Here is a 16,096-nt window from a genome sequence, read left to right on the forward strand (position 1 = left end):
ATGGTTCCTCCGCCAGTGAACGCGAGCAGCCAGTCATCAAGGGCCTCATATGCTTCCGACGAGTTCGGGCATTACGGTAAACAGGTCATCGACGAGGCTGTAATCTGCGACGCTGAAAATGGGCGCTTCCGGGTCCTTGTTGATCGCGACGATCACTTCTGAGTCCTTCATGCCGGCGAGGTGCTGATCGCACCCGAGATACCGACGGCGACGTACAGTTGGGGCGCGACGATCTTGCCGGTTTGCCCGATCTGATAGTCGTTGGGCACGAAGCCCGCGTCGACTGCGGCACGCGAGGCGCCAGAGGCGGCGTTCAGCTTGTCGGCCAGCGGTTCGAGCACTCTCGCGTAATTTTCGCGGTTGCCCAGACCACGGCCACCCGAGACAATGATATTTGCCGACGTCAGTTCCGGACGGTCCAGCTTCGTCACTTCACGGCTTACAAACTGCGAGGTGCCGGCATCTGGCGCTGCTTCGATCTTCGCGACCGCTGCACTGCCGCCTTCGGCTGCGACTGCATCGAAGCCGGTCGTGCGTACCGTGATGACTTTGATCGAGTCCTGAGATTGCACCGTTGCAATTGCGTTGCCCGCGTAGATCGGACGCTCGAACGTATCCGGTGAATCGACTGCGGTGATGTCGCTGATCTGAGCGACATCGAGCTTCGCGGCAATACGCGGCACGATGTTCTTGCCGTAGGCGGTAGCCGGAGCCAGGATGTGCGAATAATCCTTTGCGATATTTAGCACGGTCGCTTCGATGTTTTCCGCGAGACCGACTTCGAGGTGCGCCGCATCGGCCAGAAATACTTTGCTGACGCCCGCGATGTTCGCTGCCGCGTCGGCCGCGCCTTGCGCGTTGTGACCCGCAACAAGCACGTGAATGTCACCGCCGAGCTTCGTCGCGGCGGCAATGGTAGTCAGCGTCGCTGCCTTGATCGACGCGTTGTCGTGTTCTGCTATTACCAGGCTAACAAGATTCGTCATTTGCCCTGTCTCCGCGTTCTCTTTAAAGCACCTTCGCTTCGTTCTTCAGCTTCTCGACCAGCGTCTTCACGTCCGGCACTGTCACGCCGGCGGAGCGCTTGGGCGGCTCGGCGACTTTCAGCGTCTTGAAACGCGGAGTGACATCCACGCCGAGGTCTTCGGGCCTGATCGTTTCCAGCGGTTTTTTCTTCGACTTCATGATGTTCGGCAACGTCACGTAGCGCGGCTCGCTGAGGCGTAGATCGGCTGTGACTACGGCGGGAAGCGTCAGCGACAGCGTTTCAGCTCCGCCGTCCACCTCGCGGGTCACGGTCGCCTTCCCGTCAGCCACAACGACCTTCGAAGCGAACGTCGCTTGCGGAAGGTTGGCCAAAGCGGCAAGCATCTGCCCGGTCTGGTTCGAGTCGTCGTCGATGGCCTGCTTGCCCAGCAATACCAACGAAGGCTGTTCCTTGTCGACCAGCGCCTTCAGCAGTTTGGCAACGGCCAGAGGCTGCAGGTCTTCCGATGACTCGATCAACACAGCACGATCCGCGCCGATCGCCAGCGCCGTACGCAGTGTCTCCTGCGCCTGAGTGACACCGCAAGAAACCGCCACCACCTCGCTAGCCACGCCAGCTTCCTTCAACCGCACCGCTTCCTCAACCGCGATTTCGTCGAACGGATTCATCGACATCTTTACGTTCGCGATGTCGACGCTCGTGCTGTCCGACTTGACCCGGACCTTCACGTTGTAGTCGACCACACGCTTCACACCGACCAGCACTTTCATACCGTCTCCTTGGAACATGTGGGGGCCGCTCGCGCCGTCATTGGCGAGCGGATCATCTCAGCTGCCCGCTCGGCCAGCATCAGCACCGTCGCATTGGTGTTGGTCGAGGTTATCGACGGCATCACCGACCCGTCGACGATGCGCAGGCCGGTGGTTCCCCGCACCCGCATCTGAGAATCAACGACGCTCATTTCGTCCTCTCCCATCCGGCAGGTTCCAACCGCGTGATACACAGTCGAGCCATTGTCACGCACGTATTGGAGTAACGCCTCATCGGTGTCCGCCTGACGGCCCGGTACGGTTTCGTCGACGATATAGCGGGCGACCTCGGGCTGCGCGAATATCCGGCGGCCGATCTTGAGTCCTTCCACCATCGTGTTGCGGTCCAGTTCGCTGCTGAGGTAGGACGGTGCGATCGTCGGCTCAGCCAAGATGTCGCTGCTGGTGATGTGCACGTGCCCGCGGCTTTCCGGACGCATCTGCCAGACGCCGCAGGAGACACCTGGCTCCGACTCCAGCACGCCAATCCGTCCCTCGACGAAGCTGCCTGGCGCGATCACGAACTGCACGTCGGGCCGGGTCGCGAGCGGTGTCTGGGCATAGCCGCCTACGATCGCCGCGCTATATGTGAGTACGCCGGTGCCCGACACGACGTAGCGCATCATCTCGCGCGCGAGCGCAAGTCCGTGCGAGCGCTCGTTCGCGGTGCCTGCACCCCGTATTCGATAGCCCAGCCGGACTACATAGTGATCTTGCAAATTGTTGCCGACGCCCGGCAACGCGACGCGTGTTCGAACGCCCGCATTCTCCAGCACGTCCTTATCGCCGATGCCGCTCATTTCAAGTACCCTGGGCGTGCCGATTACGCCCGCGCTCAGAATGACCTCGCGGGTCGCGCGAAACTGCACTGAAACGCCCGCGGTCGTCGTCGCATTGATGCCGCTCACGTGCGTGCCGTTCATTTCGAGGCCGGACACCTGGGCGCCGGTCACCACCGTGAGATTCGGCCGCGCCATTGCGGGTCGCAAATAACCGCGCGCTGCGCTGGACCGGCGACGTCCGTCGCGCGTTTGCTGGTAGTACCAGATCGACGGACCGCGGGTGTCGCTGTTTGGATCATCTACAAACTCGAGACCGGCCTTTTTGGCGGCTTGCACGACCGCACCGCAAATCTCCGGCGGATTTTTTACCCGGCTGACCTGAATCGGACCATGCGCGCCGCGTTGCGGACTGGTGCCCTCGGTCCACGTTTCGGAGCGGCGGTAGAACGGCAGACAGTTGCCGAAGGTCCAGCCCTTGGCGCCCGACTGTTCCCAGCTATCGATATCCTCCGCGAACGGGCGCACATAAAGCAGGCCGTTGATCGCACTGGACCCGCCGAGTCCGCGTCCGCGCGGAAACAGGATTGCACGGCCGCTGGTCTCGGCGTCGGCCTGAGTGCGATAGCGCCATGTCACGGTTGGATGATCGAGCAAGCGTACGAAGCCGGCCGGTACGTGTATGAACGGGTGACGATCGCGCTCGCCCGCTTCGACGAGGATCACCTTGATGTTCGGATCTTCGGTCAGGCGATTCGCAAGTACGCAACCCGCCGTCCCCGCGCCGACGATCACGTAGTCCGCTGTGCACGATTTCATGAGTGCGCTCCGGCAGCGGCCGGTTCAAGACCTTCGAGTGCGGCGATCTCGTCGTCCGCGAACCCGAATTCAGCAAGTACCTCGGCCGTGTGTTGCCCGAGCGTCGGCGGCGGACGGCGGTATGCCACCGGGCTGCCGTGAAAACTCACCGGACTCGCGATGTTCGTCACCCTGCCCGCAACCGGGTGTTCGATCTCGACGACCGCATGGTTATGCGCGATCTGCGGGTCCTTCGTCAGCGCGGTGTGATAGTCCTGCACGATCGCGCATGGCACGTCCGCGGCACTCAGATGCGCCACCCAGTACTCTGCGGTATGCAGCAGAAACTGCTGTTCGAGGATCACGTCGAGCGCGTGCCGATTCGCCGTCCGCGCGGTGTTGCCGATGAAGCGCTCATCGCTCAGCAAGTCTTCGCGGCCCAACGCCCGGCAAAGGTTCTGCCAGAATTTTTCGGTGAAGCAGGCCGCGAAGAAATAGCGGCCATCGGAGCCCTGATAGTTGCGATACGGCACCATCGTCGGATGGCCGCTGCCGAGGCGCTCCGGCGCTTTGCCGCTTCTCAGCGTCTCGCCGTCGCGCGGGATGGTGCTGAAAAGCGCAGCCGACAGCAGCGACGTATCGATGCGCTGCCCTTCGCCGTGCCGTTCGCGATGCAATAACGCCGCCGAAATCCCGAACGCGAGCAGCGCAGCCGCGCCGAAGTCGGGCAACGGCGCCCCGAGCCGCACCGGATTGCCGCCGGCTTCGCCCGTCATGTCCATGAGACCCGCCACGGCCTGCACGATCGGATCATTCGCGGGCCATGCGGCATAAGGACCGGTTTGTCCGAATGCCGACACGCTTGCATAGACGATCATCGGATTGCGCGCTTTCACGTCCTCGTAGCCGATGCCGAGCCGATCCACCGTGCCCGGCCGGAAGTTTTCGACGATGACATCCGCCTGCTCGGCCATGCGCAGAAATGCATCGCGTCCTTTCGGCGACTTGAGGTCCAGGCGGATGCTGCGCTTGTTACGGTTCTGCGACAGGAACTGGACGCTCTCCCCTTCGACGAATTGATTGCCGAGATTGCGCGAGAGGTCACCGGCCTTCGGTTCCTCGACCTTGATCACGTCCGCGCCGAGGTCGGCAAGCAGCACCGTACCGACCGGACCCGCGGTCATGACGGTGAGATCCAGAATGCGATAGCCCGACAACGGGCCGACTTGCTTCTTATCCATGATTTGCCGCCTGCGAATGCGATGCGTCCGTGACTGCCGCACCGGGGTAATCGAGCACGTCGAAGGCGAGACGGAACGGGTCGGCCTCACCGCGTGTGATGGTCAATGCGTGACCGAAATGCGCGTCGTCGCGCGCAGGACAGTCGGTGCGATAGTGACTGCTGCGGGATTCGCGCCGCTCGATACACGCCTGCACGATGACGTCGGCAGTCGTCGCCATGTTGTCGATCGTCAACGCATCGATCACTTGCGACGGCGTGGCCGCGCCGCCTGCGGCAAACGCGGCGCGCGCCTCGCGAGCGGCGGCCAACGCGATGTTCAGGCCGCTTTCCGTCTTCTCGACGAGGCAATGCGCCTGCATCGCCGCACGCAGATCCGAGGCGATACGTCGAGCGTCGAACGACGCATTCGGTTTGAGCGCCGTTTCGAGGCGCCGTGCAAGCGGCGCCACATCGGACGTGCCGGGCGCCGCGCTGCCGCGTGCGAATGCGGCCGCACCCACGCCCGCGCGATGGCCGAAAACCTGACCTTCCGCAAGCGAGTTGCCGCCGGGACGATCCGGACCGCGCACGCCGCCCGCGAGTTCGCCGATCACGAAGAGCCCCTCGATGGTCGACATCGCGTCGGTGTCGGTCATCCGGACACCGCCATTCAGGCATTGAAAAGCAATCCCGACCTCGAGCAGATCACGCTTCGGATCGAGTCCCTTGGCGCGCATCCAGCGCATGGTGTTCGGAATGGTGGCCGCTAACCGTTCCTCGGCGATGTCGGCGAAAGAGAAATGCACCGCGCCGCGCTCCGTGCCTCTGCCCTGCGCGATTTCCGTCGCGATCGCGATATCGATATAGCGCGACTCGTTCGAGATCGTGAACGGGAACACTTTCTCGTCCATCGCAGCATCGGGCGTCACGCCCGTCGGCAGATAGTCCGGGAGAAATTCGTGACCGTCGCGATTGAGCATCTTCGGATGCAGGATGAAGCACGACTTGCTGAAGAGTTGCACGTAAGGGTGCACCATCGCCGGCCCGAACTGATGGAACTCCATGTTCACGAGTTCCGCGCCGTGGCGGAAGCAGATCGCCTGGCCGTCGCCGGTCATCTCCGCCGTCGACACCTGCTGCGAGAACAGGCCGTGCGCGCCGCCCGTGCCAAGCACGACAGCCCCCGCCGAGACCACCAGCAGCCGCCGCGATTCGAGGTCCATCGCAACCACGCCGCTCACGCGTCCTGTCGAATCGCGCAGGAGATCGATCAACGCCGCCGGCTGACGGGTCTCGACACCGAGCTTTCTGGCTTCGTCCGCGAGCGCGCTCACGAAGGCCTTGCCGGTTTTGCCGTTGACGCCAAGCGCGCGCGCATAGCTGCCGAAGTCGCTGCGGATGAGCTTATAGCCATCGTCGAAGCGGTCGAACGGCACGCCGAGTTCGATCAGGTCAGCAATGCGCTTCGGTGCGTCCTCCGCGAGAACGCGCACCAGGTCGCGGTCGATGAAGCCGGCTGCCGGACGCATCGTGTCTTCGTAGTGCACGGTTGCGCTATCGTCGGGACTGCCGTAGCCGGATGCCCCCATGCTCATGATTTCGCTCGCGCCGTGCACCGTGCTGCCACCCTGTCCGACCGGCGCCTTGGCCAGCATGAGAACCTTCGCACCCGCCTGCGCCGCGGACACGGCAGCGCGCGACGCCGCGCCGCCACCGCCGACCACCGCCACGTCGGCTTGCGCGTGGTCAACGCCAAAGCCGAATTTCTCCAACGTCCGAACTGCCGTCACGTCTGTCTCCGCTTACGATTTGAGCGCGCGTGCCACGATGTTGCGCTGAATTTGATTGGTGCCGCCGAAGATCTGGAACATCTTGGCTTCGCGGTAATGACGCTGCATCGCGTATTCGGCGGAATAGCCATTGGCGCCCATGATCTGGATGCCGTCGGTCGCGACCTGCACGTAGGTGTCCGACGCGAAATACTTCGCCTGCGACGACTCGACGTCGCAGTTTTCGCCTTCGTCGAGCAGCTTCGCCGCCCGAAACGCCATCAGCCGGGCGGCATCCACGCGCGTCTGCATATCGGCGAGCAGATGCGACACGGCCTGGAAATCGATGATCGACTGCCCGAACTGTTTGCGGTCGTTCGCATACCAGCGCGCAAGATCGATCGCCGCCTGCGCGCCGCCCACGCACATCGCCGACAACGCGATGCGCTCCTTCGACAGCACCGTGGTGAGCTTCTTCCAACCCACGTGCAGGCCGCCCACGATCATGTCTTTCGGGACACGCACGCCGTCGTACACCACTTCGCAGGTCCGGATAGCGTGGCCGCCGAGCAAATCGATCGGATTGATGGTTAAACCTCTGGAATCCTTCGGTACGAGGAAGAGGCTGATCCCGTCGTGCTTCTTCGCTTCCGGATTGGTGCGCACCGCGGTCAGAATGTAGTCGGCCTGCAGTGCACCGGAAATCCACATCTTGGTGCCGTCGAGAATGAAGTCGTCACCGTCGGCCACGCCGCGCGTCGTCAGCGAGGCGGCATCCGAGCCAGAGCCGTTTTCGCTCAGTGCAAAGGCAAGAAAGGCACGCCCTTCGGCCAGTTTCGGCAACACCAGGGCCTTGATGTCGTCGGTAGCGAAGCGCGCCAGCGCGCCGCCCACCATGTTCACGTTGGCATTCCAGAAGCGGGCGAGCGCGATGGTGTGATACGCCACGACCTCCAGATAAGCGGCCATGTCGAGATAGCCACCGACGCCGCCGTATGCTTCGGGCAGCGTGATGCCGAACCAGCCCTGTTCGGCGGCCACCTTCACGAGTTCCTGCGGGAAGCGCTTCTCTTCGTCGCACTGGCGCACATATTCCGGCGATGCATGGCGCGTCAGCACGCGATTCACCGAATCTCGAAACTCGAAGTGATCGGCATTCAGATAGGGCTTCAGGTCGCGCCGGTTGATCAGATTGCTTGCGTATTCGGGATTCACTCTGTCTCCTCCTTGACCGATCAGGATGCCGTGCGTTGCGCCGTCTCTTGTTCCGCTTCGCCGAGCGGAATGGCACGCAACATCTGCGAACGCGACTTCGCTCCCGTCATCAAAAACGCGAGGTCCGAGCCGCTGAGAATGAAACGCGCGCCTTTTTGCACGTAGGCGGTCATCAGTGCCTCGTCGTACACGCCGCCCACGCCCGGCACCTTGCCGTGCCGGTGGCATGCGGCGCACACGGCGTCGATGGCGGCTGCCACACGCATATGGCCCAGTTGTCCAGTGATGCCGAGATCCGCCGCAAGATCGGTCGCGCCGACGAGCAGCACGTCAATGCCCGGCACCGCGGCTATTGCGTCGGCGTTCTCGAGCCCTTCGTGGGTTTCGATCATCGCCACGACCAGCACCTCGTCATTGATCGCGCGGACCACATCGGCGATCGGAAGAGCCTGAAAGCCGACCTGCGGCAACATGCCCGGGATCGACCGTCCGCCGGCTGGCGGGAAGCGGCACATGTCGGCGATCCGCGCGGCCTGCTCGGGCGTACTCACGTGCGGCACCACGATGCCCATCGCGCCGGTATCGAGCAGTCGAGTGGCGTGGAACGGCTCGTGTCCCGGCACGCGGATGATCGGCGTCACACCGCCCACCAGAGCGGCGGCGCAAATCTGCGCGGCCGTGTCGATGTCCATCGAATTGTGTTCCATATCGATGAACAGCCAGTCGAAACCCGCCGTCTGCGCGATCTGCGCAATGTCGACAGTGCGGGCCTGGCGCAGCCCCATGCCGAGTGCCAGTTCACCCGCGGCGAGTTGCGCTTTCGCGTGATTCTTGATGCTTCGCATGATCGATCCCATTCAGGCGGTGGCGTCGAGCGGCTCGTCGTTCGCCAGCTCGAGGTTGATGAATTTGGTGTCCATGTAGTCGCGGATCGCGTTCGGTCCGCCTTCCCGTCCGAATCCACTGTCCTTACTGCCGCCGAATGGCGTCTCGGCCGTCGACGCCACGAACGTATTCACGCCGATCACGCCGGCCTGCAGACGCTCCGTGGTTTCCAGCGTGTTGCGCATCGAGCGCGTGAAGACATACGCCGCGAGTGCGAACGGCAGTCGGTTCGCCTCGGTGATGACTTCGTCCATCGTCGTGAACGGGGTGAGCGTCCCGACGGGGCCGAACGGTTCGTCGTTCATTAGGCCGACGTGCGATGCGGGATTGGCGACGAGCGTCGGCTCGTAGAACCAGCCGCGACCGAATTGCGCGGGGCGCCGCCCACCGCACAGCACGCTGGCGCCTTCACCGACGGCTTCATCGACGAGACGTTCGATCGCGTCGCGGCGCTTCGACGTGGTCAGTGGACCCAGATCGGTGTCCTGCTGCAACGGGTCGCCGACGCGGAGCGCTTTGGAGCGCTCGACCAGCGCCTTCACGGTCTTGTCGAAGATCGATTCATGGATGTAGAAACGAGTCGGGGATGCGCAAACCTGGCCCGCATTGCGGAACTTGCCCAGCGACGCGAGGTGCGCAAAAGCGCCGATGTCAGCGTCGCGATGCACGATCACGGGCGCATGGCCGCCGAGCTCCATCGTGACCTTCTTGAGGGTCTGCGCAGACATTTCGACGATCTGACGGCCGATAGGCACCGAGCCGGTGAAGCTGATCTTTGCCACGCGCGGGTCGGCCATGATCGTCGGCGTAATGGTGTCGGCTTTGCCGATCACCAGATTGACTGCGCCTTCGGGGAACCCGGCATCGACGAAACAGCGCACCAGTCCCATCGTCGCGCCCGCCGCTTCGTTTGACGGCCTGATCACGATCGCGTTGCCGGCGGCCAGCGCCGGACCCATCTTGCGGGCCAGCAGCAGCAGCGGGAAATTCCACGGCGTGAAGGCGGCGACCACCCCGAGCGGCTCGTAGTGCACCAGATACCGTCCGCCCTTGACGCGACTTTCGTAAGACATGCCGAACACACGGCGCGCTTCATCGGCGAACCAGTCGATCGACTCAGCGGACGCATTGGCTTCCCCGCTGGCCTGTGCGATCGGCTTGCCTGTTTCCAGCGCCACGATTCGCGCAAGCTGCGGCGTGCGTTCGCGAATGAGCGTCGCAGCCCGGCGCAGCAGCGCTGAGCGCTCCCATGGTGTGAGCTTGCGCATTGCGGCCGAGGCCTCGGTCGCGGCGTCGACGGCCTCGGTCACCTGCGACTGACTGGCCAGTGGCATGTAGCCCAGCCGCTCTTCCGTCGCCGGATTGATCGAAAGCTGGCCGTCGTCAGCCGTGGCGGCTTCCCAGCGGCCTCCGAGCAGCAAGCCGTGCTCGCGGTAATGCGCTTCCAGTTCCATGTGCCTCCTCCTGATAGGTAACGCGGATGTCCCCGGTTTTGTAGGTGCTTTCCCGGGAGCCTTATTGCATGCACTCTTTTTCTTATAACAACACCTTGACATCAAAGTGTCAACACTTTTAGAGTGTGTGTCAGCGAAATGCATTCGCCCGCATGCACTTTGAGAAGCGGAAGATTCAACAAGAACGCCACTGGCGCCGCCGAATGCGTCACTAGCATTCCTTTCCATGGAGCGAGACAAATGAGTTTGTATTCCCGTCGTACCTTTCTTCAGACTCTCGGAGTCGCCACGGCGGCAGTGACGGGGACCGGCGTCCTGCCGTCGCTCGCTCGAGCGCAGACCGCGCAGTTCAAGCTGAAGTACGCGAACAATCTCGCGCTGTCCCATCCGCTCAACGTTCGCGCGAAAGAGGCTGCGGACGCCATCAAGAAGGAATCCGGCGGCCGTGTCGAGTTGCAGATCTTCCCGAACGGTCAGATGGGCACGGATACCGACATGCTGTCGCAAGTTCGATCGGGCGCGATCGACTTCCTGACCCAGGGCGGCGTTGTGCTCTCGACGCTGGTGCCGGTCTCGGCGATCAACGGCATCGGCTTCGCGTTCAAGGATTACAACCAGGTGTGGGCAGCGATGGACGGCGAGCTCGGGAGCCACATCCGCAAGGCGATCTCGAAAGTCGGGCTCGTCGCGATGGAAAAGCCGTGGGACAACGGCTTTCGGCATCTCACGAGTTCTGTCAAGCCAGTGCAAAGCCCGGCCGATCTGAAAGGTCTGAAGATCCGTGTGCCGGTCAGCCCCCTTTGGACCTCGATGTTCAAGGCGTTCGACGCCTCGCCCACCAGCATCAACTTCAGCGAGGCGTATTCGGCGCTGCAAACCAAGGTCGTTGATGCGGAAGAAAACCCCCTCGCGCTGATCGAAACCGGGCGCTTCTATGAAGTCCAGAAGTTCTGCTCGTTGACCGGCCATATCTGGGACGGCTTCTGGTTTCTCGGCAACGCCCGGTCCTGGGACAAGCTGCCACCGGACTTGCAGGCCATCGTGGCCAAACACCTGAATGCGGCCGCGGTGGCTGAACGCGCGGACGTCGCCGCACTGAGTACATCGCTGATCGACAAGTTGCAATCGCACGGCATGGCGTTCAACAAGCCCGATATCCAGCCGTTCCGCGCTTCGCTCCAAAAGGCCGGCTTTTACGATCAGTGGCGCAAGAAATACGGCGATGAAGCCTGGGCGTTGCTCGAAAAGTACACCCAGAAGTTCGCATGAGCGCGGACCATCGAAGCGTTTCCGGAGAGCAAGTCATGACTTCCCGAGTTCATTCCGAGCAGGGGTTCGCCCACGACATCGGCGCGCCGAAAGACCGACATGCGACATCCATGGTCGTGCGTGTCGGCAGCGCACTGGAAACGGCCATCAAGTGGATCACCGAAGTTCCCGCCGCGTTGCTGCTGCTAGCCGAGGTCGTGCTGTTGCTCACTAACGTATGCTGCCGCTATGTGCTGAGGGATCCGTTGATCTGGGGTGACGAACTCGCGTCGATCTTGTTCATCTGGTTGTCGATGCTCGGCGCGGTAGTGGCGTTGCGGCGCGGCGAACATATGCGCCTGACGATGTTCGTCGCCAGAATGTCGCCGCAAACCCGCGCGTTTGCGGAAACGCTTGGAAATTTCATCGTGATGACGTTCGTCCTGCTGCTGGTACGGCCGGCGACCGAGTGGGCGATGGATGAGTGGATCATCAGTACGCCGGCGCTGGATCTGCCGAACACGGTTTCCGCGGCCGCGATTCCTGTGGCCGCCGGGCTGATGCTCTTGCTCGCCATTACCCGTTTGCTCGAACGCTCGTCGCTGCGCGATTGTGCGAAGGCTCTTGCGCTCGTGGGTGGCGTCGCTGTCGCGCTCTATCTTGCACGGCAAGCACTCGCGCCACTGACCGCGGTCAGCCTGATCCTTTTCTTCGCCGTCGGGGTGATTACGATCATCTGTCTCGGCGTGCCGATCATGGTCGCCTTCGGCGTGTGTACGTTTGCTTATTTGGCAACCGTCACCGGCGCGCCGTTGTCGATTGTCGTGAGCACCATGAATCAGGGGATGTCCAGCCTGATCCTGCTCGCCGTCCCGCTCTTCATTCTGCTCGGCGCGCTGATGGAAGCGATGGGTCTCGCCGAAGCGATGATCCGCTTCCTCGCCTCGCTGATCGGGCATAAACGCGGCGGCCTCGCCTACGTCCTGATCGGCGCCATGTACCTGGTGTCCGGCATCTCCGGTTCGAAGGTGGCGGATATGGCCGCGCTTGCGCCGGGCCTGTTTCCTGAGATGAAAAAGCGCGGCGCGAATGAAGGCGACCTCGTCGCCATGCTCAGTTCCTCGGCGGCCATGTCGGAAACCATCCCGCCCAGTCTCGTGCTGATCACGATTGGTTCGGTAACCGGCGTCTCGATTGCGGCGCTGTTCACGGGGGGCTTCATGCCGGCCGTAGTCGGCGCGGTAGCACTCGCGGCAGTGGTCTGGTTCAAGAGTCGCGGGGAAAGCCTGCAAGGCGTGCAACGGGCTTCCCGGGCCGAGGTCGGCCGCGCATTGCTGATCTCGCTACCTGCGCTCGCGCTGCCCTTCGTAATCCGCGCCGCCGTGGTGGAAGGAATCGCGACCGCGACGGAAGTGGCAACGATCGGTATCGCTTACACCTGCGTGACCGGTCTGTTACTGTACCGCCGCTTCGACTGGAGCCGGCTCTATCCTATTCTGGTGGAGTCGGCCTCGCTGTCCGGCGCGATTCTGATCATCATCGGTTGCGCAACGGCGATGGGATGGGCGCTTACGCAGTCGGGTTTCTCCGCGCAGCTCGCAACGCTGATGATGGCAGCGCCGGGAGGCGCGCTGGGCTTCCTGGCGATCTCCGCCATTACGTTCGTGGTGCTTGGCAGCTTTCTGGAAGGAATTCCGGCGATCGTACTGTTCGGGCCGCTCCTGTTCCCGATCGCGCGTGCGATGGGTATCTCCGACGTGCACTATGCAATGGTCGTGGTATTCGCGATGGGACTGGGCTTGTTCGCGCCACCGCTTGGCCTTGGCTTCTACGCGGCGTGCGCGGTCGGCAAGGTCGATCCGTCAACCGCGATGCGCCGCGTTTGGCCCTATCTCGGCGCCTTGGCTGTGGCTCTCATCGTAATAGTGCTGGTTCCGTGGGTATCGACGGGGTTCCTGCAAGCAAAATAGAGGTATCGAATGACACAGAAAGGGCAATGGACATGAAGAATGCGTCCAACAGTGAAACACACGGCAAGGCAAACGCGCGCGCGCCCGAGGTGATTGCGTCCAAGCTCGACGACATTCGCGATCAGGTGCGCGCCATGATTCAGCGGGGGGACTTGCGCCCGGGTGAACGCGTGAACGAGCAGGCCCTCGCAAACCAGATAGGCGTCGGCCGCAATTCGGCTCGCGAGGCGCTGCGCTCGCTCGAACAGGCGGGGCTCGTGCGCATCGTGCCGAATCGGGGCGCGGAAGTGCGGCGGCTGTCGCTGGAAGAGGCAATGGACCTCTACGAAATCCGCGCCGGACTCGCGCGCACGGCGGGGCGTCTCGCCGCGCTACGCCTGACTACCGACGAGGAGCATCTGCTCGGGCTCCTCCTTGACCAGATGGACGCGGCCGTGGCCGAGCGCGATAGCCGTCAGTATCAGACGCTGAACACCGAGTTCCACCGTCAATTGATGGCCGCGACAAAGAATCCGCGGCTGATCACGATCAACCAGGCGGTCGAAGACGAACTAACACTCTATATTCACAAGGGCGTGTATTCGTTCTCGCAAATGCAGCGTTCTTCGAAAGAACACCGCGAGCTTTTCGAGGCGCTGCGTGCGGGTCACGCCGACGCGGCTGCACAGGCTTTCGAGAATCACGTGCAGACGGGCAAGAAGCGCATGCTCGACACCGTGTCCACGAGCCCGTCCGAACGTTAATGAGCCTGGAGTAGCCTGTTGAGAACCATCGTGTTTCTGGACCGCGCGACGCTGTCGGCCGGTCTGCCCGATTTTTCGTTTTCTCATCGCTGGGTCGAATATCCATCTACGGCGCAGGCAGATGTGGTGGAGCGTTGCCGCGATGCGCAGATCGTCGTGACCAACAAGGTTCCACTGTCGGGCGATGTGCTCGAGCAGTTGCCGCAACTGGAACTGATTGGCGTGCCGGCCGCAGGCGTCAATCATCTGGATATGAAAACATGCCGCCAACGAGGCATTGAAGTGGTCGCGTGTCCGGGATATTCGACGATATCCGTGCCGGAGCACGCGTTCGCACTGATGCTCGCGCTGCGCCGCAACCTGGTTCCTTACTGGCGCGACGTCTATGACGGGGGCTGGAGCGGGTCGCCCACTTTCTACGCTGAACTGCATCCGATCGAGGATCTGCACGGTTCGACGCTCGGCATCGTCGGCGCCGGTCACGGTGGGAAGCGACTCGCCGAATTGGCAAGCGCGTTCGGCATGCGTGTGATCTTCGCCGAGCGCAGGCACGCGACGGTGGTGCGCGAGGGCTACGCTGCGTTCGACAAGGTGCTGCGCGAAGCAGATGTGATCAGCCTGCATTGCCCGCTTACCGACGAAACACGGCATCTTTTCGGTCTCGCCGAATTCGAGCGAATGAAGCGCAGCGCGTCACTTGTGAACGCCGCACGCGGCGGTATCGTCGACGAGGGGGCGCTGATCGAGGCGCTCGACCGCAAGCTGATAGCCAATGCCGCGCTCGACGTCCTCGAGCAGGAACCGCCGGCGGCCGATCATCCGCTGTTGACCAGCGCGCGCACCGATCTGATCGTGACTCCACATGTCGCATGGCGGACTCAGGTGGCGATGCAGCGGCTCGTTACACAGCTCGCGCAAGGCATCGAACAGCATTACGCGCGTCGCTGAGAGCGAATTCGACGAGGTGCTGCTCCGCGCCGTCGCGGCTGAAAGGCCGAGAGCATCGTTGCAATTAGCAGCTGGTGCGGAGGCCGGCGATGAGCTTTTCGTTTAACATCATCAATGACCTTGTGCTGGAGTCCGAGAGGACGCGCCCCGGGCTCTCGCGCAGCCTACTGTGACGAGGTCGACAGCCATGCACTCGTTTGCCTGATCAGCTTCCAATGACGATCCCATGCGGGAAGTCAGCGGCTGCCGGGCTGATTGCCCGAGTGATTGCCTGAAGGCGCGTAGAACCGTGGATGGCCGGCTGGCGGTACCATGTCCGTTTCGCCGCACGGCTGTCACATGGAACTGAGACACATCCAGTATTTCATCGCGTTGTTCGAGGAAGGCACCGTCACGCGAGCGGCCAGGCGGCTCAATATCGCACAACCGGCGCTCAGCATGCAGATCGCGAAGCTGGAAACGGAACTGCGGCAGACGCTTTTCGAACGCGGGCCGCACGGCATGGCGCCGACCGAAGCCGCGCGCCTCATGTACCGGCTCTACACGCCGATCATGCGCGACATCGAGCATGCGCGCGAACACCTGAGCCGGCGCGATGTCGTTGTGACGGGCCGCGTGTCGCTCGGCATGGTGTCGTCGGAAGCGCAAAGCGTGCTGCCGGAATCGCTCGTGCGGTTCGACGTACTCTTTCCGCAGGTGGAAGTATCGGTCGCGGACGGCTTCAGCGCGCAACTCATCGACGCTGTGGAGTCCGGCCGGCTCGATGCGGCCATCATTAACAAGCCGCGCGGAAGGCTCACGCTTGACGTGGAGCCCTTGCTGGTGGAAGAAATGGTTCTCGTAACGAGCGCGGCGCACGGGCCGGATTTGCCGGAGACGATCGACCTTGTCGCGCTCGCCGAGATCGAACTGGTGCTGCCGACGCGGCGCAACGGCCTGCGCGGTGCGCTCGACGCCGCGCTGATGGCGGCTGATGTCGTCACCAAGCCAAAGTTCGAGATCGATCTTCTCAGCACGATCGTGCAGTTCGTAGAGCATAGCCACATTGCGACGATCCTGCCGCGGGTCGTCGTGCAGTCGAAGGTGGACGAAGGGCTGCTTCGCGCCCGCACGATCGGCTCGCCTCCTATCGTGCGTCACATCATCCAGGTCACGCATCCGAAGCGGCCCATCGGGCCGGCGGCGCAGGCGCTCATCGCGATCATCACCGAAGAAATCCGGCGCGTGACCACGGGCGCGCCGGCCGCGTCTCCATAACGAAGCGAATG

At 62.9% G+C, this 16,096-nt stretch carries 12 protein-coding genes and 1 pseudogene; 5 read left to right on the forward strand and 8 right to left on the reverse strand.

Annotation, left to right across the window (positions count from 1 at the left end; all coding sequences use genetic code 11):
- Positions 1-45: 45 nt before the first annotated feature.
- From AC1Z32_RS38835 to AC1Z32_RS38870, 8 genes and pseudogenes are all read right to left on the reverse strand, one after another.
- Positions 46-986, reverse strand: a pseudogene (locus AC1Z32_RS38835) (electron transfer flavoprotein subunit alpha/FixB family protein).
- A 22-nt stretch (positions 987-1,008) separates the two neighbouring features.
- Positions 1,009-1,758 (reverse strand): electron transfer flavoprotein subunit beta/FixA family protein, encoded by a 750-nt coding sequence (locus tag AC1Z32_RS38840; RefSeq protein WP_483484178.1) that lies wholly within the window; start codon positions 1,756-1,758, stop codon positions 1,009-1,011.
- The gene (locus tag AC1Z32_RS38845) at positions 1,755-3,395 is read right to left on the reverse strand and encodes a GMC family oxidoreductase (protein WP_483484179.1); all 1,641 of its coding nucleotides are present in this window, start codon (positions 3,393-3,395) and stop codon (positions 1,755-1,757) included. Before AC1Z32_RS38845 ends, AC1Z32_RS38840 begins: the two co-directional genes overlap by 4 nt.
- Complete coding sequence (locus tag AC1Z32_RS38850) at positions 3,392-4,615, reverse strand: CaiB/BaiF CoA transferase family protein (RefSeq protein ID WP_483484180.1); 1,224 nt, start codon at positions 4,613-4,615, stop codon at positions 3,392-3,394. The genes AC1Z32_RS38845 and AC1Z32_RS38850 overlap by 4 nt, the downstream gene beginning before the upstream one ends.
- Positions 4,608-6,386: an FAD-binding protein gene (locus tag AC1Z32_RS38855; protein WP_483484181.1), complete on the reverse strand. Its 1,779-nt coding sequence runs from the start codon at positions 6,384-6,386 to the stop codon at positions 4,608-4,610. The genes AC1Z32_RS38850 and AC1Z32_RS38855 overlap by 8 nt, the downstream gene beginning before the upstream one ends.
- A 12-nt stretch (positions 6,387-6,398) precedes the next feature.
- Positions 6,399-7,580: an acyl-CoA dehydrogenase family protein gene (locus AC1Z32_RS38860; protein WP_483484182.1), complete on the reverse strand. Its 1,182-nt coding sequence runs from the start codon at positions 7,578-7,580 to the stop codon at positions 6,399-6,401.
- Positions 7,581-7,600: 20 nt separating this feature from the next.
- Positions 7,601-8,425, reverse strand: coding sequence for an HpcH/HpaI aldolase family protein (locus AC1Z32_RS38865; RefSeq protein WP_483484183.1), 825 nt, complete (start codon positions 8,423-8,425; stop codon positions 7,601-7,603).
- Between the two features lie 12 nt (positions 8,426-8,437).
- Positions 8,438-9,919, reverse strand: a complete 1,482-nt coding sequence (locus tag AC1Z32_RS38870; RefSeq protein WP_483484184.1) for an NAD-dependent succinate-semialdehyde dehydrogenase — start codon at positions 9,917-9,919, stop codon at positions 8,438-8,440.
- A gap of 240 nt (positions 9,920-10,159) precedes the next feature.
- On the opposite strand from AC1Z32_RS38870, the gene AC1Z32_RS38875 reads away from it, so the two are divergent.
- The 5 genes from AC1Z32_RS38875 to AC1Z32_RS38895 all read left to right on the forward strand — a co-directional run bounded on the left by AC1Z32_RS38875 (position 10,160) and on the right by AC1Z32_RS38895 (position 16,085).
- Positions 10,160-11,188, forward strand: a complete 1,029-nt coding sequence (locus AC1Z32_RS38875) for a TRAP transporter substrate-binding protein (protein ID WP_483484185.1) — start codon at positions 10,160-10,162, stop codon at positions 11,186-11,188.
- 35 nt (positions 11,189-11,223) lie between these two features.
- Positions 11,224-13,137, forward strand: a complete 1,914-nt coding sequence (locus AC1Z32_RS38880) for a TRAP transporter large permease (protein ID WP_483484186.1) — start codon at positions 11,224-11,226, stop codon at positions 13,135-13,137.
- A gap of 26 nt (positions 13,138-13,163) precedes the next feature.
- On the forward strand, positions 13,164-13,880 hold the full coding sequence (locus AC1Z32_RS38885; protein ID WP_483484187.1) for a GntR family transcriptional regulator: 717 nt from the start codon (positions 13,164-13,166) through the stop codon (positions 13,878-13,880).
- Between the two features lie 18 nt (positions 13,881-13,898).
- Positions 13,899-14,828, forward strand: a complete 930-nt coding sequence (locus AC1Z32_RS38890; protein ID WP_483484188.1) for a D-2-hydroxyacid dehydrogenase — start codon at positions 13,899-13,901, stop codon at positions 14,826-14,828.
- A 339-nt stretch (positions 14,829-15,167) separates the two neighbouring features.
- Positions 15,168-16,085 (forward strand): LysR family transcriptional regulator, encoded by a 918-nt coding sequence (locus tag AC1Z32_RS38895; protein WP_483484189.1) that lies wholly within the window; start codon positions 15,168-15,170, stop codon positions 16,083-16,085.
- Positions 16,086-16,096: the final 11 nt, after the last annotated feature.

Source organism: Caballeronia sp. 11_S32, assembly GCF_056930355.1.

Bases quoted from the DNA above. Each gene is read 5' to 3' on its own strand.
- AC1Z32_RS38880 (WP_483484186.1), top strand. From the start codon at position 11,224: ATGACTTCCCGAGTTCATTCCGAGCAGGGGTTCGCCCACGACATCGGC.
- AC1Z32_RS38895 (WP_483484189.1), top strand. From the start codon at position 15,168: ATGGAACTGAGACACATCCAGTATTTCATCGCGTTGTTCGAGGAAGGC.
- AC1Z32_RS38885 (WP_483484187.1), top strand. From the start codon at position 13,164: ATGGACATGAAGAATGCGTCCAACAGTGAAACACACGGCAAGGCAAAC.
- AC1Z32_RS38870 (WP_483484184.1), bottom strand. From the start codon at position 9,919: ATGGAACTGGAAGCGCATTACCGCGAGCACGGCTTGCTGCTCGGAGGC.
- AC1Z32_RS38865 (WP_483484183.1), bottom strand. From the start codon at position 8,425: ATGCGAAGCATCAAGAATCACGCGAAAGCGCAACTCGCCGCGGGTGAA.
- AC1Z32_RS38875 (WP_483484185.1), top strand. From the start codon at position 10,160: ATGAGTTTGTATTCCCGTCGTACCTTTCTTCAGACTCTCGGAGTCGCC.
- AC1Z32_RS38840 (WP_483484178.1), bottom strand. From the start codon at position 1,758: ATGAAAGTGCTGGTCGGTGTGAAGCGTGTGGTCGACTACAACGTGAAG.
- AC1Z32_RS38850 (WP_483484180.1), bottom strand. From the start codon at position 4,615: ATGGATAAGAAGCAAGTCGGCCCGTTGTCGGGCTATCGCATTCTGGAT.
- AC1Z32_RS38845 (WP_483484179.1), bottom strand. From the start codon at position 3,395: ATGAAATCGTGCACAGCGGACTACGTGATCGTCGGCGCGGGGACGGCG.